This is a genomic window from Pseudomonas sp. AC463 (assembly GCF_979253585.1).
The window spans coordinates 52,051-71,926 of the sequence record NZ_CEEDDZ010000022.1 but is presented as its reverse complement, the minus strand read 5'-3'; the positions used below and the strand labels follow the sequence as shown (position 1 = coordinate 71,926).

Here is a 19,876-nt window from a genome sequence, read left to right as displayed (position 1 = left end):
CGCATCTGCTGTCCTCCGCTTTTGCTTTTAAGGCCTCTTGCATGTCCGATCCTCGCTACCAGATCGACGTCAGCGTCGTCACCCGCTTCCTGGCGGACCAATCGCAACCTGAACAGAACCGCTTCGCCTTTGCCTACACCATCACGGTGAAAAACAACGGGCTGGTGCCGGCCAAGCTGCTGTCTCGCCATTGGGTGATCACCGACGGTGACGGCCAGGTCGAGGAAGTTCGCGGCGCAGGTGTGGTCGGCCAGCAACCCCTGATCGACATTGGCGCCAGCCACACCTACAGCAGCGGCACGGTGATGACCTCCAAGGTCGGCACCATGCAGGGCTCGTATCAGATGAAAGCTACCGACGGCCAGCTGTTCGACGCCGTGATCGCGCCCTTCCGCCTCGCCGTGCCGGGGTCCCTGCACTGATGGCGACCTACGCGGTCGGCGACCTGCAAGGCTGCCTGGAACCCCTCAAGTGCCTGCTGGAGCGCGTGGCCTTCGACCCGGCGCATGATCGCCTGTGGCTGGTCGGTGACCTGGTCAACCGTGGCCCCGCCTCGCTGGAAACCCTGCGCTATCTCTACAACCTGCGCGACTCCCTGGTGTGCGTACTGGGCAACCACGACCTGCACCTGCTGGCCGCAGGCAACAACATAGAGCGTCTGAAAAAGGGCGATACCCTGCGCGAAATCCTTGAAGCGCCCGACCGCGCCGAGTTGCTCGACTGGCTGCGCCGGCAAAAAATCATGCACTACGACGAGCGCCGCAACATGGCGCTGGTGCATGCCGGCCTCCCACCCCAGTGGACGCTGAAGAAAGCCCTCAAGTGCGCTGCCGAAGTCGAGAGCGCCTTGGCCGACGACAATCTGTACACCGCCTACCTCGACGGCATGTACGGCAACGAACCAGTGAAATGGAACAACGACCTCACCGGCGTCACGCGCCTGCGGGTGATCACCAACTACTTCACACGGATGCGCTTCTGCACCGCCGAGGGCAAGCTCGACCTCAAGAGCAAGGAAGGCGCCGACACCGCCCTGCCCGGCTACAAACCCTGGTTCGCGCATAAAGAGCGCAAGACCCGTGACACGAAGATCATCTTCGGCCATTGGGCAGCCCTCGAAGGCCAGTGCGACGAGCCTGGCGTATTCGCCCTCGACACCGGTTGCGTGTGGGGCGGCGCCATGACCCTGATGAACATCGACACCGGCGAGCGCCACAGCTGCCAGTGTGAATCCCCCGCCCCCGTTACACCGCCGGCCGCCAAGCCATAGGAGCCCGCCATGAGCGAATTCAAACGTATCCCTCCCGAACAAGCCCAGGCCCTGCGCGAGCAAGGCGCGGTGGTGGTCGATATCCGCGACCAGCCCACTTATGCGGCGGCTCACATCGCCGGTGCCAAGCACCTGGATAACGTCAACATTGCCGACTTCATCCGCGCCGCCGACCTCGACGCACCGCTGATCGTGGCCTGCTATCACGGCAACTCCAGCCAGAGCGCGGCGGCCTACCTGATCAGCCAGGGCTTCTCCGACGTCTATAGCCTGGACGGCGGCTTTGAGCTGTGGCGTACGACCTATCCTGCAGAAATTGCCTCGGGCGATTCGCAATAATTTTTTTCACACCCCGCTACCCCGCGTGACGCTTGGGCTCGCGCCGTTTCTGACGAACGGCGCGGCCAAACTAATTACGCATCGCGCCTTGACCTCCCCGATTCCGAACTATCCTTAAGCGCAGGCCATCCGAATCAGGGGAGAGCCGGTACACCGGCGTGCGGGTCATCGGTAGCGTTTCAGGGTGTTCTGGGGGGAAAACGGCCATTGGCGTACGTCAATGTCTGCCAGCATCGACTGATTGATCCGGCGTCGGCTCCACGTATCGAGCGAGGTGACGACGTCATGAGTATCTTTAGCCACTTCCAACAACGCTTCGCGTCCACACAGCAGGAAGAACTCACGCTGCAAGAGTATCTTGAGCTGTGCAAGCAGGACCGCAGCACCTACGCGTCTGCCGCCGAACGCCTGCTCCTGGCGATTGGCGAGCCGGAGCTGGTGGAAACCGCGAATAACTCGCGCCTGTCGCGAATATTCTCCAACAAGGTGATCCGTCGCTACCCGGCCTTTGAAGACTTCCACGGAATGGAAGAATGCATTGACCAGATCGTCTCCTACTTCCGCCATGCCGCCCAAGGCCTGGAAGAGAAGAAACAGATCCTTTACCTGCTCGGCCCCGTCGGCGGCGGTAAATCGTCCCTGGCCGAAAAACTCAAACAACTGATCGAGAAGGTGCCCTTCTACGCCATCAAGGGCTCACCGGTGTTCGAATCGCCTTTGGGCCTGTTCAACGCCACGGAAGATGGCGCGATTCTCGAGGAAGACTTCGGCATCCCACGGCGCTACCTCAACACCATCATGTCGCCCTGGGCCACCAAGCGCCTGGCCGAGTTCGGCGGTGATATCAGCCAGTTCCGCGTGGTCAAGCTCTACCCGTCGATCCTCAACCAGATCGGCGTGGCCAAGACCGAGCCCGGGGACGAGAACAACCAGGATATTTCGGCGCTGGTGGGCAAGGTCGATATCCGCAAACTCGAAGAATTCCCGCAGAACGACGCCGACGCCTACAGCTACTCGGGCGCGCTGTGCCGGGCCAACCAGGGCCTAATGGAATTCGTCGAGATGTTCAAGGCGCCGATCAAGGTGCTGCACCCACTGCTGACCGCCACCCAGGAAGGCAACTACAACAGTACCGAAGGCCTGGGCGCGATTCCGTTCACCGGGATTCTGCTGGCCCACTCGAACGAATCGGAGTGGCATACCTTCCGCAACAACAAGAACAACGAAGCCTTCATCGACCGGATCTACATCGTCAAGGTGCCGTACTGCCTGCGGGTCAGCGATGAAATCAAGATTTACGACAAGCTGCTGTTCAACAGCTCCCTGGCCAAGGCCCATTGCGCACCCGACACCTTGAAGATGCTGGCCCAGTTCACCGTGCTGTCGCGCCTCAAGGAGCCGGAGAACTCGAATATCTATTCGAAGATGCGTGTGTATGACGGCGAGAACCTCAAGGACACCGATCCCAAGGCCAAGTCGATCCAGGAATACCGCGACACCGCCGGTGTGGATGAGGGCATGAACGGCCTGTCGACGCGTTTCGCGTTCAAGATCCTGTCCAAGGTCTTCAACTTCGACCCCCATGAAATCGCCGCCAACCCGGTGCACCTGCTCTACGTGCTGGAACAGCAGATCGAACAGGAGCAGTTCCAGGCCGAAACCCGCGAGCGCTACCTGCGCTTCCTCAAAGAGTACCTGGCGCCGCGCTACATCGAGTTTATCGGCAAGGAAATCCAGACCGCGTACCTGGAGTCCTACAGCGAGTACGGCCAGAACATCTTCGACCGCTACGTGCTGTACGCCGACTTCTGGATCCAGGACCAGGAATACCGCGACCCGGAAACCGGCGAGATCCTCAACCGCGTGGCCCTCAACGAGGAACTGGAGAAAATCGAAAAACCCGCCGGCATCAGCAATCCGAAGGATTTCCGCAACGAGATCGTCAACTTCGTGCTGCGCGCCCGCGCCAACAACAACGGCAAGAACCCTACCTGGCTCAGCTACGAGAAGCTGCGGGTGGTTATCGAGAAGAAAATGTTCTCCAACACCGAGGATCTGCTGCCGGTCATCAGCTTCAACGCCAAGGCCAGCAAGGAGGATCAGCAAAAACACAACGACTTCGTCACACGAATGGTCGAGCGTGGCTACACCGACAAACAGGTACGGCTGCTCTCCGAGTGGTACCTGCGGGTTCGTAAATCACAGTAAGGCAGCGACAGGCGTGGGCTGCCGGGCCGCTGGCCTGGCAGCTGACCGCTTGTCTCTAAGCTTCCAGCTCGCGGCTTGAAGCTTGTAACGTGAAGCTGCCCGGAGGGCTCCCCATGAGCTATGTGATCGACCGACGCCTCAATGGCAAGAACAAGAGCACGGTAAACCGCCAGCGTTTCCTGCGGCGTTACCGTGACCACATCAAAAAGGCGGTTGAAGAGGCCGTCAGCCGCCGCTCCATCACCGATATGGAGCATGGCGAACAAATCAGCATTCCCGGACGCGACATCGACGAACCGGTGCTGCACCACGGCCGGGGTGGCAAACAGACCGTCGTGCACCCGGGCAACAAGGAATTCACCACCGGCGAACACATCCAGCGCCCCCAAGGCGGAGGCGGCGGCAAGGGCCCGGGCAAGGCCGGCAACTCCGGCGAGGGCATGGATGAGTTCGTGTTCCAGATCACCCAGGAAGAATTCCTCGAGTTCATGTTCGAAGACCTGGAGCTGCCCAACCTGGTCAAACGCAACCTGACCGGCACCGACACCTTCAAGACCGTGCGTGCCGGGATCAGCAACGAGGGCAACCCGTCCCGCATCAACATCATCCGCACCCTGCGTTCAGCCCATGCGCGGCGAATCGCGCTGTCGGGCAGCAGCCGCGCCAAACTGAAGGAAGCCAAGGAAGAGTTGGCCCGCTTGAAGCGGGAAGAACCGGATAACTTCGGCGATATCCAGCAAATAGAGGCAGAAATCGAAAAACTCAGCGCGCGCATTCACCGCGTGCCGTTCCTCGACACCTTCGACTTGAAATACAACCTGCTGGTCAAGCAACCCAACCCCAGCTCCAAGGCGGTGATGTTCTGCCTGATGGACGTGTCGGGCTCGATGACCCAGGCCACCAAGGACATTGCCAAGCGCTTCTTTATCCTGCTGTACCTGTTCCTGAAGCGGAATTACGACAAGATCGACGTCGTGTTCATCCGCCATCACACCAGCGCGCGGGAGGTGGACGAGGAGGAGTTCTTCTATTCACGGGAAACCGGCGGCACCATTGTCTCCAGCGCCTTGAAGCTGATGCAGGAGATCATGGCCGAGCGCTACCCGGCCAACGAGTGGAACATCTACGCGGCCCAGGCCTCCGACGGCGATAACTGGAATGACGACTCGCCGATCTGCCGCGACATCCTGATCAACCAGATCATGCCGTTTGTGCAGTACTACACCTACGTCGAAATCACCCCCCGTGAGCACCAGGCCCTGTGGTTCGAATACGAGCGTATCGGCGAAGCCTTTGCCGATACCTTCGCACAACAGCAACTGGTCTCGGCCGGCGACATCTACCCGGTCTTCCGTGAACTCTTCCAGCGCAGGTTAGTGACATGACCGCCAAAAAAGAGCAAAAGCGCCAACCCATTTCCACGGGGTCCGAGTGGACCTTTGAACTGATCCAGGCCTATGACCGGGAAATCAGCCGCATCGCGGCGGGCTATGCCCTGGACACCTACCCTAACCAAATCGAAGTGATCACCGCCGAACAGATGATGGACGCCTACGCCTCCGTCGGCATGCCCTTGGGCTACCACCATTGGTCCTACGGCAAACACTTCCTCAGCACCGAAAAATCCTACACCCGCGGGCAGATGGGCCTGGCCTACGAGATCGTGATCAACTCCGACCCGTGCATCGCCTACCTGATGGAAGAAAACACCATCTGCATGCAGGCACTGGTGGTGGCCCATGCCTGCTACGGACATAACAGCTTCTTCAAGGGCAATTACCTGTTCCGCACCTGGACCGATGCCAGCTCGATCATCGATTACCTGGTGTTCGCCAAGCAGTACATCATGCAGTGCGAGGAGCGCCACGGCATCGACGCGGTGGAAGACCTGCTCGACTCCTGCCATGCGCTGATGAACTACGGCGTCGACCGCTACAAGCGCCCGTATCCGATTTCCGCCGAGGAAGAACGCCTGCGCCAGAAGGAGCGCGAGGAGCATCTGCAGAAGCAGATCAACGACCTGTGGCGCACCATTCCGAAGAAAACCGGCAAGAACAGCGACAAGGACAATGCGCGCTTCCCCGCCGAACCTCAGGAAAACATCTTGTACTTCCTGGAAAAACACGCGCCGCTGCTGGAGCCTTGGCAACGCGAAATCGTGCGCATCGTGCGCAAGATCGCCCAGTACTTTTACCCGCAGCGCCAGACCCAGGTGATGAACGAAGGCTGGGCGACGTTCTGGCACTACACCTTGATGAACGACCTGTATGACGAAGGCTTGGTCACCGACGGTTTCATGATGGAGTTCCTCACGTCCCACACCAGCGTGGTGTTCCAGCCAGGTTTCGACAGCCCCTACTACAACGGCATCAACCCTTACGCATTAGGCTTTGCCATGTACCGCGACATCCGGCGCATGTGCGAACACCCCACCGAAGAAGACCGCCGCTGGTTCCCGGAAATCGCCGGCAGCGATTGGCTGTCGACCATCAAGTTCGCCATGAGCAGCTTCAAGGACGAGAGCTTCATCCTGCAGTACCTGTCACCGCAGGTGATTCGCGACCTCAAGCTGTTCAGCATCCTCGATGACGACCTCAAGGACGACCTGGTGGTACCGGCGATCCACGACGAGCCTGGCTACCGCACCATCCGCGAAACCCTGGCCGCGCAGTACAACCTGGGCAACCGCGAACCCAATGTGCAGATCTACAGCATCGACGTGCGTGGGGATCGCTCGCTGACCCTGCGACACCAGCAGCACGATCGCAAACCCCTGGGCGAATCCACCGAGGAAGTGCTCAAGCACCTGCACCGACTGTGGGGGTTCGACATCCATCTGGAAACCCTGCAGGGCGACCAGGTGATGAAAACCCACCACGTACCGCCCCGCAGCGATCACAACGACAACGACTACGGCCGCCTGGACCTGGCCGTCGTCCATCTCTGAAACAGCAAAGCCTCCATTAGCCAGGCACAGGCGTTATCCTGTGGCGCTAACGGAGGCTTTTTCATGAAAATCTACACAGTCGGCGGCGCAGTACGCGACCGCCTTCTGGGCATCGAGGTGACCGACATCGACCGCGTGGTCGTTGGCGCAACCACTGAAGAGATGCTCGCCAGAGGCTACAAGCCGGTGGGTTCTGACTTCCCGGTATTCCTCGACCCCAAAAATGGCGACGAGTACGCCCTGGCCCGCACCGAGCGCAAGAGCGGCCGCGGCTACGGCGGCTTTGTGTTCCATGCCAGCCCCGAGGTCACCCTGGAAGAAGACTTGATCCGTCGCGACCTGACGATCAACGCCATGGCGCAAGACGACGACGGCAATCTGACCGACCCGTATCACGGCCAGCGTGACCTTGAAGCCCGCATTTTGCGTCACGTTTCCCCCGCGTTCGCCGAAGATCCCCTGCGTGTGCTACGTGTTGCACGTTTTGCCGCGCGTTATGCGCACTTGGGTTTCACCGTAGCCCCCGAGACCCTGGAGCTGATGCGTCAACTCAGCGAATCCGGCGAGCTGCAAGCCCTCACGCCGGAACGCAGCTGGAAAGAAATCTCCCGCGCGCTGATGGAAGATCAGCCACAGGTGTTTATCCAGGTACTGCGCGACTGCGACGCACTGAAAACCCTGATGCCGGAAGTGAACGCCCTGTTTGGCGTGCCGCAGCCCGCCGCCCACCACCCCGAAATCGACACCGGCGTGCACACCTTGAGCGTGCTCGAACAGGCCGCGCTGCATAAACAACCACTGACCGTGCGCTGGGCTTGCCTGCTGCACGGCCTGGGCAAGGGCCTGACGCCTGTGGATAAGTTGCCACAGCATATTGCCCATGAGCACCGGGGCCTGGAGTTGATCAAAGCGGTGAACGAGCGCTTCAAGGTCCCCAAGGATTGCCAGGAACTGGCGCTGCTGGTTGGCCAATACCACACCCATGGCCATCGCGCCCTGGAGCTGAAAGCCTCGACACTGCTGGAGTTGCTGCAAAGTTTTGACGTGTACCGTCGGCCGCAGCGCTTTGAAGAGTTTGTGGTGAGCTGCGAAATGGATGCGCGGGGCCGCAAGGGGCTGGAGCAAAGAAGTTATCCACAAGCGGATTATTTACGCGGCGCAGCGAAAGCGGCCCGCGAAGTGCCGGTGGCGCCATTGCTGGAGAAGGGCTTCAAAGGCCCGCAGCTGGGTGAGGCCTTGAAGCGCGAACGGCTCAAGGCCTTGAAGGCCTACAAAGAACATCACATCAGCTAGAGCAAATCTGCGGGGGTGAGCTGCAGGCCCTGCCACTCAAACGCCACAGGCGCCAACACCTGGTCAATCTGTGCATCACGCCACAGCTCGGCCAGGTTCTTGCCTGCCTCTGGATGCACGCGATCAGGCGCCATCATCGACAGCGGCCACAGCACAAACGCGTTTTTCAGGATCTCTGCGCGCGGCAGGATCAAGCCGTCGAAGTTGCCGACCAGATCGCCATACAGCAGCACGTCGATATCCAGCGGCAGGCCTTTACGGTCCGGCGCATAACGGCCGTTGTCGGCCTCGATGAACTTGAGGCGGCGATCCAGTTCCATCAACGGCAGCTCGGTATTCCCCGACACCACCAGATTGAAGAACGGCCCGCTCTTGATGCCCACCGGCTGGCTTTCGAACACCGCCGAGCAGCGCATGTCAGTCAAAAAGCTCGCCAGCGCGTCAAGGCCCGCGTGCAAATGGGTCTCGCGCTCGATATTGCTGCCAAGGCCAAGGTAAACCTGAGTTAGCGACATCCGCGCTCGATCTCCACGCCCACGCCTTTGGCAGCCGGCACGGCCCCCGGCTTGGTCAGCTTGAGGTGCAGCCAGGGAATCTGGAATTCACTCATCAACACTTCGGCCAGGCGTTCGGCGAAGGTTTCCACCAGTTGGTATTGGGCTTGCTCGGCGAAGGCCTGGATACGTGCGGATACGCTGGCATAATCCAGCGCCAGGGTCAGGTCGTCACCGGCGGCGGCCGGGCGGTTGTCCCAGGCGAAGCTCAGGTCCAGGCGCAGGCATTGCTTGATGCCGCGCTCCCAGTCGTAGGCCCCGATCACGGTGTCGACTTCCAGGCCTTCGATAAACACTCTGTCCAAGCTCTTCTCCGCAGCACGACAAGGGCGCGATGCCCCGTTAGAATCAGGGCGTCCTCGCCCGGAATAGTTAGCATGTTTTGGTCACTGGCGATTCTCGCCTACCTGCTCGGCTCGCTGTCCTTCGCCATTTTGCTCAGCCGCCTGACGGGAAACCCCGACCCGCGAATGAGTGGCTCCGGCAATGCCGGCGCCACCAATATGTTGCGCCTGGCCGGCAAGAAGCTCGCCGTACTGACGCTGCTCGGCGACGTCTGCAAGGGCCTGTTGCCCGTACTGATCGCCAGCCTCGCCGGCCTCACCCTGCAACAGCAGGCCTGGGTGGGCGTGTGCGCCGTCCTGGGCCATCTGTTTCCGCTGTACTTCCGCTTTCGCGGCGGCAAAGGCGTAGCGACGGCGGCCGGCATGCTGCTGGGGATCTACCCTCCCGCCGCGCTGCTGGCCGTGCTCGCCTGGCTGCTGACGTTCTACCTGACCCGCACCAGCTCGCTGGCCGCCTTGATCGCCACACCGCTCACCCTGCCGCTGCTGGCCTGGCAGGAACCGGCGGCGCTGCTGCCGATGAGCGTGCTGACACTGCTGATCGTGTGGCGCCACCGGGGCAATTTACGCGACCTGTTTGCCGGGCGCGAACGGCATTTTTAAATACGCCCCATGCTCCAGCCTTACAACGGCGACAACTGCTCCATCGGCCAGCGCGCCTGCACGCTGATCGCCAGGCTTTCATGCTGCCCGGCCTGCAAGCGCTGGCAACCGGCATAGGCGATCATCGCGCCATTGTCGGTGCAGAATTCAGGCCGCGCGTAGAACACGTCGCCCTTCATGTCGCCGAGCATTTTCTCCAGTGAAACTCGCAAGGCCTTGTTGGCACTGACGCCGCCGGCGATCACCAGGCGCTGCATGCCAGCCTGTTTCAGGGCCCGCTTGCACTTGATGGTCAAAGTCTCCACCACGGCCTGCTGGAACGCCAGCGCGATGTCGCAACGGGCTTGCTCGCTGTCGTCCCCGGCGCTGACGCTCTGCTGCCAGGTGTTCAGCGCGGAGGTTTTCAAACCGCTGAAACTGAACATCAGGCCAGGGCGATCGCACATCGGGCGCGGGAAGGTGTAACGGCCCGCCACGCCTTTTTCGGCGAGGCGCGCGATTTCCGGACCACCGGGGTAATTGAGCCCCATCATCTTCGCCGTCTTGTCGAAAGCTTCGCCGGCAGCGTCGTCCAGGGACTCGCCCAACAGCGTGTATTGGCCGATCCCATCGACCTGAACCAGCTGCGTATGGCCGCCCGAAACCAACAAAGCGACGAACGGGAACTGCGGCGGTGTTTTTTCCAGCATGGGCGCCAATAAATGGCCTTCCATATGGTGCACACCCAGGGCCGGAATGCCCCAGGCAAACGCCAGCGCCTGGGCGCAAGAGGCCCCAACCAGAAGGGCTCCAACCAATCCCGGGCCGGCGGTATAGGCAATGGCGTCGATCTCGGTCGGCACGCAGCCGGCCTCGTCCAGCACCTGGCGAATCAACGGCAGCATGCGCTTGACGTGATCGCGACTGGCCAGCTCCGGCACCACCCCGCCATAGGCGCGGTGCAGGTCGATCTGACTGAACAGTGCATCGGCCAAAAGCCCGCGTTCACTGTCGTAAAGTGCGACACCGGTTTCGTCGCAGGAGGTTTCAAGTCCCAGTACTAGCATGGGTTTGCGCCTTGTAGAGGCTGAATTCGAAGGCGCGCATAATAGTCGCCACTCCCCCTCCCGCCTAGCGGTTTTCGATCAGAGGCTTTGCATTCCGGTCAATGAGGGGTTAACATCCGCAACCCTTAAAAACCGACGACCTCAGCCGCGAATTTTTTGCGACGAGAACGTTGATTCCCGGTAATGAAAGAAGGTAGCTCTGGATGCCAGCCGTCAAAGTAAAAGAGAACGAACCCTTCGACGTAGCTCTGCGTCGTTTCAAGCGCTCCTGCGAAAAAGCCGGTGTTCTGGCTGAAGTTCGTAGCCGCGAATTTTATGAGAAGCCAACTTCTGAGCGTAAGCGTAAAGCAGCAGCCGCTGTTAAGCGTCACGCCAAGAAAGTTCAGCGCGAACAGCGCCGCGCCGTTCGTCTGTACTAATACACAGACGTTCGTAGCAAGCTTCTGCCAAGCCCGGCCCTCAGCCGGGCTGTTGGCATTTGCGGATATCGCTTGATGCTTCAATCGTCGACGCCGCACACGCGACCGAGACAACTGCTTCACACGTCAGGACTGGCTCTTCTGCCAGCGGTGCACGTCTCTTCTGACGAGCCTAACAAGGCTACTGACGAGCACACCTATTCTTCAAGCAGACGATCAACTGTATCGGCTGTGCCCAGCGAGGCGTTCCCGAGGCCAGCCATTGGCCAACACCGGGCGCCGGGGCAACATTTCCATGCCGAAGGCTGATAGAAATTAACGTCAGCGAATGCTCGGCAGATACACTCCCCATGCAGACGCAAGATGCTCAAGCACTCGATACGGGCGCTTGAACACTTCACGGGCCCTCATTTACACGCAGTGATGACGAGAACGCCATGGCCGGGCTGATTCCCCAGAGCTTTATTGACGACCTTCTGAACCGCACCGACATCGTCGATGTTGTCAGCTCGCGCGTGCAATTGAAAAAAGCCGGCAAGAACTACACGGCCTGCTGCCCGTTTCACAAAGAGAAAACCCCGTCATTCAGCGTCAGCCCCGACAAGCAGTTCTACTATTGCTTCGGCTGCGGCGCGGGCGGCAACGCCCTGGGCTTTCTCATGGACCACGACAACCTGGACTTCCCCCAGGCTATCGAGGACTTGGCCAAAGCCGCCGGCATGGAAGTACCCCGCGAAGAAAGTGGCCGCCCGCACAAACCGCGCCAGCCCACCGACTCGCCGCTGTACCCACTGCTGACGGCCGCTGCCGACTTCTATCGTCAGGCGCTTAAAAGCCATCCACAGCGCAAGGCCGCCGTCGACTACCTCAAGGGGCGCGGCCTCACCGGCGAAATCGCCCGTGACTTCGGCCTCGGCTTCGCCCCGCCCGGCTGGGACAATCTCTACAAGCACTTGAGCAGCGACACGCTCCAGCAAAAAGCCATGATCGATGCCGGCCTGCTGGTGGAAAACGCCGAGACCGGCAAGCGCTATGACCGCTTCCGCGACCGCGTGATGTTCCCGATCCGCGACAGCCGTGGCCGCATCATCGCGTTCGGCGGCCGCGTGCTCGGGGACGACAAGCCCAAGTACCTGAACTCCCCGGAAACCGCGGTGTTCCACAAGGGCCAGGAGCTGTACGGCCTGTTCGAGGCACGCAAGAACAACCGCAACCTCGATGAAATCATCGTGGTTGAAGGCTATATGGACGTAATCGCCCTGGCCCAGCAAGGCTTGCGCAACGCGGTGGCCACCCTCGGCACCGCCACCAGCGAAGAACACTTGAAGCGCCTGTTCCGCGTCGTGCCCAGTGTATTGTTCTGCTTCGACGGCGACCAGGCCGGCCGCAACGCTGCCTGGCGCGCCCTCGAAGCCACGCTGTCGAGCCTGCAGGACGGGCGGCGTGCGCGCTTTCTGTTCCTGCCCGAAGGCGAAGACCCGGACACCCTGGTGCGCTCCGAAGGCACCGACGCATTCCGCGCCCGCATCAACCAACATGCGCAGCCGCTGGCCGATTACTTCTTCCAGCAGCTGACCGAAGAAGCCGACCCGCGCTCCCTCGAAGGCAAGGCCCACATGGCCACCCTCGCCGCGCCGCTGATCGACAAGGTGCCCGGCGCCAACCTGAAATCGCTGATGCGCATGCGCCTGCTGGAAATCACTGGCCTGAGCGGCGAAGCCGTCAGCCAGCTGGTGCACAACGCGCCACAGGATGCGCCGCCGACCTACGACCCAGGCATGGATTACGACGCCATGCCGGACTACTCCGACTTCCAGCAGCCGCAGGACGCCTACGCGCCGCAGCAGGACTGGACGCCGAAGAAACCCGGCGCCGGCGGCAAGAAATGGGACAAGAAACCCTGGAGCAAGGGCGGCAAACGCGGTGATCGCGATGAGCCCTACGCGCCACGCACGCCGGTTGCCGTAGAAGCGCCGATGCTGATTGCATTGCGCACGCTGATTCACCACCCGCAACTGGCGGGCAAGGTCGAGAGCGCGGATCATTTTGCCAACGAAAGCAACAGCTACGCTCAGGTGCTTATCGCACTGATCGAAGCCGTGCAGAAAAATCCTAAGCTAAACTCAATTCAGCTGATGGCTCGCTGGCATGGCACCGAACAAGGTCGTTTATTGAAAGCACTCGCGGAAAAGGAGTGGCTAATTGACGGCGATAACCTTGAACAACAGTTTTTAGACACCATTACTAGGTTATCCGCGGGTCAGCACACGCAGACCCTCGATGAGCTTATCAAGCGAGCAAGGCAGCCGGGATTGTCGGCTGAAGAGCAAATTCAGATAGCAAAACAGATGCGCGACCTCTTAAAACAGAATGTTTCCGCATCAAACCCGACCTCAGCTGGCGTGTGAGGTCATAGCTCGGGTATAATCCTCGGCTTGTTTTTTGCCCGCCAAGACCTTCAGTGGATAGGGTGTTATGTCCGGAAAAGCGCAACAGCAGTCTCGTATCAAAGAGTTGATCACCCTTGGTCGTGAGCAGAAGTATCTGACTTACGCAGAGGTCAACGATCACCTGCCTGAGGATATTTCAGATCCAGAGCAGGTGGAAGACATCATCCGCATGATTAACGACATGGGGATCCCCGTACACGAGAGTGCTCCGGATGCGGACGCCCTTATGTTGGCCGACGCCGATACCGACGAGGCAGCCGCTGAAGAAGCCGCTGCCGCGTTGGCCGCGGTGGAGACCGACATCGGTCGCACGACTGACCCTGTGCGCATGTATATGCGTGAAATGGGTACCGTCGAGTTGCTGACACGCGAAGGCGAAATCGAAATCGCCAAGCGTATCGAAGAGGGTATCCGTGAAGTGATGGGCGCAATCGCGCACTTCCCAGGCACGGTTGACCACATTCTCTCCGAGTACACTCGCGTCACCACCGAAGGTGGCCGCCTGTCCGACGTCCTGAGCGGTTATATCGACCCGGACGACGGCATTGCGCCGCCTGCTGCCGAAGTACCGCCGCCTGTCGATGCGAAAGCCGCGAAAGCGGACGACGACTCCGAAGACGACGATGCTGAATCCAGCAGCGACGAAGAAGATGAAGTTGAAAGCGGTCCAGACCCGATAATCGCTGCCCAGCGTTTCGGTGCGGTTTCCGATCAAATGGAAATCACCCGCAAGGCCTTGAAAAAGCACGGTCGCTCCAACAAGCAGGCAATCGCCGAGCTGTTGGCGTTGGCTGAGCTGTTCATGCCGATCAAGCTGGTACCGAAGCAATTCGAAGGCCTGGTTGAGCGTGTTCGCAGTGCCCTTGAGCGTCTGCGTGCACAAGAGCGCGCAATCATGCAGCTGTGTGTGCGTGATGCACGCATGCCGCGTACCGACTTCCTGCGCCAGTTCCCGGGCAACGAAGTTGACGAAAGCTGGACCGACGCACTGGCCAAAGGCAAGGCGAAATACGCCGAAGCCATTGGTCGCCTGCAGCCCGATATCATCCGTTGCCAGCAGAAGCTGACCGCGCTTGAGAACGAAACCGGTCTGACGATCGCAGAGATCAAGGACATCAACCGTCGCATGTCGATCGGTGAGGCCAAAGCCCGCCGCGCGAAGAAAGAGATGGTTGAAGCCAACTTGCGTCTGGTGATCTCCATCGCCAAGAAGTACACCAACCGTGGCCTGCAATTCCTCGACCTGATCCAGGAAGGCAACATCGGCTTGATGAAGGCTGTGGACAAGTTCGAATACCGTCGTGGTTACAAGTTCTCGACTTATGCCACCTGGTGGATCCGTCAGGCGATCACTCGCTCGATCGCCGACCAGGCCCGCACCATCCGTATTCCGGTGCACATGATCGAGACGATCAACAAGCTCAACCGTATTTCCCGGCAGATGTTGCAGGAAATGGGTCGCGAACCGACCCCGGAAGAGCTGGGCGAACGCATGGAAATGCCTGAGGATAAAATCCGCAAGGTATTGAAGATCGCTAAAGAGCCGATCTCCATGGAAACCCCGATCGGTGATGACGAAGACTCCCACCTGGGTGACTTCATCGAAGACTCGACCATGCAGTCGCCAATCGATGTCGCCACCGTTGAGAGCCTTAAAGAAGCGACTCGCGACGTACTCTCCGGCCTCACTGCCCGTGAAGCCAAGGTACTGCGCATGCGTTTCGGCATCGACATGAATACCGACCACACCCTTGAGGAAGTCGGTAAGCAGTTTGACGTGACCCGCGAGCGGATCCGTCAAATCGAAGCCAAGGCGCTGCGCAAGTTGCGCCACCCGACGCGAAGCGAGCACCTACGCTCCTTCCTCGACGAGTGATACCAAAACCCCCGGCCCAGGCCGGGGGTTTTGTTTTGTATGGATTTCTTTGTATAGATTAACTGCCCGCGCACCTCCCCTCCCCGCAATGCCCGTCTACACTCGAAACATTCCCCGTGCCATAACGAGACCGTTATGCCCAGATTGCCGACTGTGTTGCTGCTGTCGCTGCTGACCTGGACCGCAACGGCTGGCGCGTTGACTCTTACCGATGAAGAGCGGAGCTGGCTGGCGGACCATCAGGAGCTGAGCCTTGGGGTGGATGCCTCATGGCCACCGTTCGAATACCGTGATGAGGAAGGCCGCTACCAGGGCTTGTCGGCGGATTACGTGCGCCTGATCCAGGACCGCCTGGGCGTCAGGGTCAAGCTGATCGAACCGCCAAGCTGGGGCGCCGTGCTGGAAATGGCGCGCAGCAACCAGCTCAATCTGATCCCCAGCGTCATGTCGACCCCGGAACGGCAGAATTACCTGGCCTTCACCCGGCCTTACATCGACTTCCCGATGGTGATTCTGGCCCACGAAGGCGGGCCTCGGCCGCGCAACCTCAAGGACCTTTACGGATTGAAGATTGCCGTGGTGGAAAATTACGCCCCCCACGAACTGCTGCGCACCCACCATCCGGACCTCAACCTGGTGGCACTACCCAATGTCAGCTCCACACTGCAAGCCCTGGCCACCGGTGAGGTGGATGCCGTGGTCAGCGACCTGGCGTCCAGCGTCTGGAGCCTGCGCGAACTCAAGCTCGACGGCCTATACGTCAGCGGCGAGACGCCCTACCGCTACCAATTGGCGATGGGCGTGCCGCGCGACGACAAGATGCTGGTCGGCATTCTGGACAAAGTCCTGGCCGACCTCAGCCCGGAAGAAACCAACGCCATCCAGCAACACTGGGTCGGCAGCGTCACCGATAGCCGCACCTTCTGGACTGATTTGCTGACCTACGGCCTGCCCGCCGTGCTGTTGCTGAGCACCGTATTGGCCATCGTGATCCGCATCAACCGCCGGCTCAGCTCGGAGATTTCCCGCCGCGTCGCCCTCGAACAGGAACTGCGCAGCAGCGAATACCATTACCGCGGCCTGGTGGAGAGCCTGTCCGCCATTGCCTGGGAAGCCAGCGTCACCGACTTCACCTACAGCTACGTGTCGCCCCACGCCGAAGACTTGCTTGGCTACCCACGCTCCCACTGGCTGATCCCCGGCTTCTGGCGCAACATCATTCACCCCGGCGACCTGATCCGTGCCGAAGCCTATTGCTACCGCGAAACCCGCGCCAACCGCGATCACAGCATTGATTACCGGGTGATCACCGCCGACGGTCGTTGCCTGTGGGTGCGCGACATCGTCAGCCTCATTGAGCACGGTCATGAGCCCGTGCTGCGCGGCCTCATGATCGATATCAGCGAGGCCAAGCGTACCGAGGAAGCGCTGCAGCTGTCGGAGCAAAAGTTTGCCTCGGTGTTCCAGCAATGCCCGGACATCCTGGTGATCGCGCGCCTGTCCGATGGCTGCCTGCTGGAGGTCAACAAGGCGTTTGAAGACCAGATCGGTCTGTCAGCTGAAGACGTCGTGGGCAAAACCGCCACCGAGCTGAATATCTGGGGCATCGAAGGCGCCGGCCCCGACCTGCTGCAACGGGTGCAGACCACCAGCATTCGTAACCTGGAGATGCGTTTCCGCCGCAGCAACGGCCAAGCCTTCACCGGGCTGATTTCCGCCGAGCCCTTCCAGCTCGATGCGGTCGAGGCCATCGTGGTGGTGGTGCGCGATATCACCCAGCTCAAAGAAACCCAGCAGCAACTGCAAACCTCCGAAGAGAAATTCGCCAAGGCCTTCCATGCCTCTCCCGACGGCCTGCTGTTAAGCCGGCAGCGTGACGGCCTGCTGATTGAAGTCAACGATGGTTTCAGTCGCATCACCGGCTTCAGCGGTGCCGCCTCCCTGGACCAATCCACCCTGGACCTCGGCATCTGGGTCGACCTCAACGAGCGCCAGCACATGCTCGAACTGATGCGCCGTGACGGCTTTGTACGCGACTTTGTCTGCCACATCCGCCGTGCCGACGGCATGATCCGCCTCTGTGAGCTGTCCAGCCGCCCGCTGCCCATTGGCGACGACGACTGCATGCTGACCATCGCCCGCGACATTACCGAACGCCAACAGATGCAGGAAAAACTGCAACAGGCCGCCACAGTATTCGAGAGCACCGCCGAAGGTGTCTTGATCACCGACACCCGGCAGAATATCAGTGCCGTGAACCGCGCCTTCAGCGAAATCACCGGTTACAGCGAATCCGAAGCCCTCGGCCAAACGCCGCGCCTGCTCGCCTCCGGCCTGCATGACAGCGCGTTCTACGCAGCGATGTGGCACCAGTTGACGGCCCATGGCCATTGGCAGGGCGAGATCTCCAACCGACGCAAGAACGGCGAGCTGTACCCTAGCTGGTTGACCATCAGCGCGGTGCGCAACCGCGACCAGTTGATCACCCACTTTGTCGCGGTGTTTGCCGACATCTCCAGCCTCAAGCTGGCCCAGGCCCGCCTCGACTACCAAGCGCACCACGACCCGCTGACCGGCCTGCCCAACCGCACCCTGTTCGAAAGCCGACTGCAGGCCGCGCTCAATGGCCATCAGGAAACCGGCAAACAAGGGGCGGTGCTGTTTCTCGACCTGGATCGTTTCAAACATATCAATGACAGCCTCGGCCACCCCATCGGCGACCTGCTGCTCAAAGACATCGCCGTACGCCTCAAGGACCAACTGCGTGACATCGACACCGTCGCGCGCCTGGGCGGCGACGAATTCATCATCCTGCTGCCCGGCCTGCAACACGCCACCGATGCCGAGCACTTGGCCAACAAGCTGCTGGCCTGCTTCACCCCACCGTTCCAGGCCGGCGAACACGAGTTTTTTATCAGTGCCAGCATCGGCACCAGCCTCTACCCCCAGGACGGTACCGACGTCGCCACCCTGGTCAAAAACGCCGACGCCGCGATGTACCGCTCCAAGGCAAAGGGCCGCAACCGCGTCGAAAGCTACACCCAAGACCTCACCGCCCAGGCCAACGAACGCGTGGCCCTTGAACACGAACTGCGCCGCGCCATCGAGCGCAAAGAACTGACCCTTTACTACCAACCCAAACTGAGCCTGAGCACCCACGAACTGATCGGTGCCGAAGCGCTGATCCGCTGGCGGCACCCCACCTTTGGCGACGTGCCCCCCGAACACTTCATCGCCCTGGCCGAAGAGAACGGCATGATCCTGCAGATCGGCGACTGGGTACTGGAACAGGCCTGCCGGCAAATGCACGCTTGGCAAACCACCTTCGATGACTTCGGCCCACTGTCGGTCAACCTGGCCGGCGCGCAACTGCGCCACCCGGGCCTGCTGGCGCGCATCGAACAGCTCCTGCACGACTACCACCTCGAACCTGGCTACCTGCAACTGGAGATCACCGAAAACTTCATCATGAGCCAGGCCGAAGAAGCGCTGGAGGTCCTGCACCAACTCAAGCGCCTGGGCGTACAACTGGCGATCGACGATTTCGGCACCGGCTACTCATCCCTCAGCTACCTCAAACGCCTGCCACTGGACTTCCTCAAGATCGACCAATCCTTCGTCCGCGGCCTGCCCGACGACCCCCACGACGCCGCCATCGTGCGCGCCATCATCGCCCTGGGCCACAGCATGCAATTCACCATCATCGCCGAAGGCGTGGAGAACCCCGCACAGCAAGCCTTCCTCGCCGCCGAGGGCTGCGAACAGATGCAAGGCTACATCGTCAGCCTGCCCCTGCCGCCGGAGCTTTTTGCTGCGACATTTCTTCGTACAAGCATTGAGGATTTTTCGGATGGCACAGCGGGGAAACCATCGTTATAATCCGCGACCTGTTACAGGGCCTATAGCTCAGTTGGTCAGAGCAGAGGACTCATAATCCTTTGGTCCACGGTTCAAGTCCGTGTGGGCCCACCAAACAAGAAAGCCGCGCATTGCGCGGCTTTTGTGTGTCTGGAAGTCTGTAACATACCCCTCCACCGCCGCCCGCACTGGAGCTTCCACCTTGCCCGCCCTAGACGAAATCGACCGCCAACTCATCGCCGCCCTGCAGCTCAACGCCCGTGAAAGCGTGGCCATGCTCGCCCGGCAGCTGGGTATCGCGCGCACCACGGTCACCTCGCGCCTGGCGCGGTTGGAGAAAACCCAGGTGATCACCGGTTACGGCGTGCGTCTGGGTCAGCGGGTGGTCGATGGGGGGTTGCAGGCGTATGTGGGCATCACCGTGCAACCGCGCTCGGGTAAAGAGGTGTTGCGCAGGCTGAGTGCCATGGCTCAGGTGCAACAGTTGTGTGCGGTGAGTGGCGAGTTCGATTACGTGGCGTGGCTGCGCACGGATTCGCCGGAGCAGTTGGACCAGTTGCTGGACCAGATCGGCAGTGTCGACGGTGTGGAAAAAACCACCACGTCGATCATCCTCAGCAACAAATTGGATCGCGGACAGCCGATCTGACCCGCTGATTCGTCATATTG

16 protein-coding genes and 1 tRNA gene are annotated in these 19,876 nt (G+C 60.6%); 14 read left to right on the top strand and 3 right to left on the bottom strand.

Annotation, left to right across the window (positions count from 1 at the left end; all coding sequences use genetic code 11):
* The first annotated feature begins 41 nt into the window (after positions 1-41).
* From apaG to AC0IYH_RS24145, 7 genes are all read left to right on the top strand, one after another.
* Positions 42-422 (top strand): Co2+/Mg2+ efflux protein ApaG, encoded by a 381-nt coding sequence (gene apaG / locus AC0IYH_RS24175; protein WP_101273261.1) that lies wholly within the window; start codon positions 42-44, stop codon positions 420-422.
* Positions 422-1,270: a symmetrical bis(5'-nucleosyl)-tetraphosphatase gene (locus AC0IYH_RS24170; RefSeq protein WP_471836557.1), complete on the top strand. Its 849-nt coding sequence runs from the start codon at positions 422-424 to the stop codon at positions 1,268-1,270. The genes apaG and AC0IYH_RS24170 overlap by 1 nt, the downstream gene beginning before the upstream one ends.
* A 9-nt stretch (positions 1,271-1,279) precedes the next feature.
* Complete coding sequence (gene glpE / locus AC0IYH_RS24165; protein WP_116626688.1) at positions 1,280-1,609, top strand: thiosulfate sulfurtransferase GlpE; 330 nt, start codon at positions 1,280-1,282, stop codon at positions 1,607-1,609.
* Between the two features lie 285 nt (positions 1,610-1,894).
* Positions 1,895-3,817, top strand: coding sequence for a PrkA family serine protein kinase (locus tag AC0IYH_RS24160; protein WP_003194732.1), 1,923 nt, complete (start codon positions 1,895-1,897; stop codon positions 3,815-3,817).
* Between the two features lie 113 nt (positions 3,818-3,930).
* Positions 3,931-5,202 carry a YeaH/YhbH family protein gene (locus AC0IYH_RS24155; RefSeq protein WP_017138057.1) on the top strand — a complete coding sequence of 424 codons (1,272 nt, stop codon included), beginning with the start codon at positions 3,931-3,933 and terminating at the stop codon, positions 5,200-5,202.
* On the top strand, positions 5,199-6,764 hold the full coding sequence (locus AC0IYH_RS24150) for a SpoVR family protein (protein ID WP_071490240.1): 1,566 nt from the start codon (positions 5,199-5,201) through the stop codon (positions 6,762-6,764). The genes AC0IYH_RS24155 and AC0IYH_RS24150 overlap by 4 nt, the downstream gene beginning before the upstream one ends.
* Positions 6,765-6,827: 63 nt before the next feature.
* Positions 6,828-8,057, top strand: a complete 1,230-nt coding sequence (locus AC0IYH_RS24145; protein WP_471836554.1) for a multifunctional CCA addition/repair protein — start codon at positions 6,828-6,830, stop codon at positions 8,055-8,057.
* On the opposite strand, the gene folK is transcribed toward AC0IYH_RS24145, so the two are convergent.
* Both folK and folB read right to left on the bottom strand, forming a co-directional pair.
* Complete coding sequence (gene folK, locus AC0IYH_RS24140; RefSeq protein ID WP_116626690.1) at positions 8,054-8,572, bottom strand: 2-amino-4-hydroxy-6-hydroxymethyldihydropteridine diphosphokinase; 519 nt, start codon at positions 8,570-8,572, stop codon at positions 8,054-8,056. The two genes, AC0IYH_RS24145 and folK, sit on opposite strands and share 4 nt — an antisense overlap.
* On the bottom strand, positions 8,563-8,916 hold the full coding sequence (gene folB, locus AC0IYH_RS24135) for a dihydroneopterin aldolase (protein ID WP_116626691.1): 354 nt from the start codon (positions 8,914-8,916) through the stop codon (positions 8,563-8,565). The genes folK and folB overlap by 10 nt, the downstream gene beginning before the upstream one ends.
* Positions 8,917-8,988: 72 nt before the next feature.
* On the opposite strand from folB, the gene plsY reads away from it, so the two are divergent.
* Positions 8,989-9,558, top strand: coding sequence for a glycerol-3-phosphate 1-O-acyltransferase PlsY (gene plsY / locus AC0IYH_RS24130; protein WP_065925396.1), 570 nt, complete (start codon positions 8,989-8,991; stop codon positions 9,556-9,558).
* 20 nt (positions 9,559-9,578) lie between these two features.
* Here plsY and tsaD read toward each other — a convergent pair whose 3' ends face one another.
* Entirely contained in the window at positions 9,579-10,604 is a 1,026-nt protein-coding gene (tsaD, locus tag AC0IYH_RS24125) for a tRNA (adenosine(37)-N6)-threonylcarbamoyltransferase complex transferase subunit TsaD (RefSeq protein WP_122774687.1), read from the bottom strand.
* 203 nt (positions 10,605-10,807) lie between these two features.
* Between tsaD and rpsU the strand changes: the two genes are divergently transcribed.
* The 6 genes from rpsU (at position 10,808) to AC0IYH_RS24095 (ending at position 19,856) form a co-directional block, all read left to right on the top strand.
* Entirely contained in the window at positions 10,808-11,023 is a 216-nt protein-coding gene (gene rpsU, locus AC0IYH_RS24120) for a 30S ribosomal protein S21 (protein WP_002551877.1), read from the top strand.
* 437 nt (positions 11,024-11,460) lie between these two features.
* Positions 11,461-13,431: a DNA primase gene (gene dnaG / locus AC0IYH_RS24115; RefSeq protein ID WP_116626692.1), complete on the top strand. Its 1,971-nt coding sequence runs from the start codon at positions 11,461-11,463 to the stop codon at positions 13,429-13,431.
* A 67-nt stretch (positions 13,432-13,498) separates the two neighbouring features.
* Entirely contained in the window at positions 13,499-15,349 is a 1,851-nt protein-coding gene (gene rpoD, locus AC0IYH_RS24110) for an RNA polymerase sigma factor RpoD (protein ID WP_116626693.1), read from the top strand.
* 135 nt (positions 15,350-15,484) lie between these two features.
* Positions 15,485-19,228, top strand: coding sequence for an EAL domain-containing protein (locus AC0IYH_RS24105; protein ID WP_471836550.1), 3,744 nt, complete (start codon positions 15,485-15,487; stop codon positions 19,226-19,228).
* Positions 19,229-19,244: 16 nt separating this feature from the next.
* Positions 19,245-19,321 (top strand) — tRNA-Ile (locus tag AC0IYH_RS24100).
* 88 nt (positions 19,322-19,409) lie between these two features.
* The gene (locus tag AC0IYH_RS24095) at positions 19,410-19,856 is read left to right on the top strand and encodes an Lrp/AsnC family transcriptional regulator (protein ID WP_116626695.1); all 447 of its coding nucleotides are present in this window, start codon (positions 19,410-19,412) and stop codon (positions 19,854-19,856) included.
* Positions 19,857-19,876: the final 20 nt, after the last annotated feature.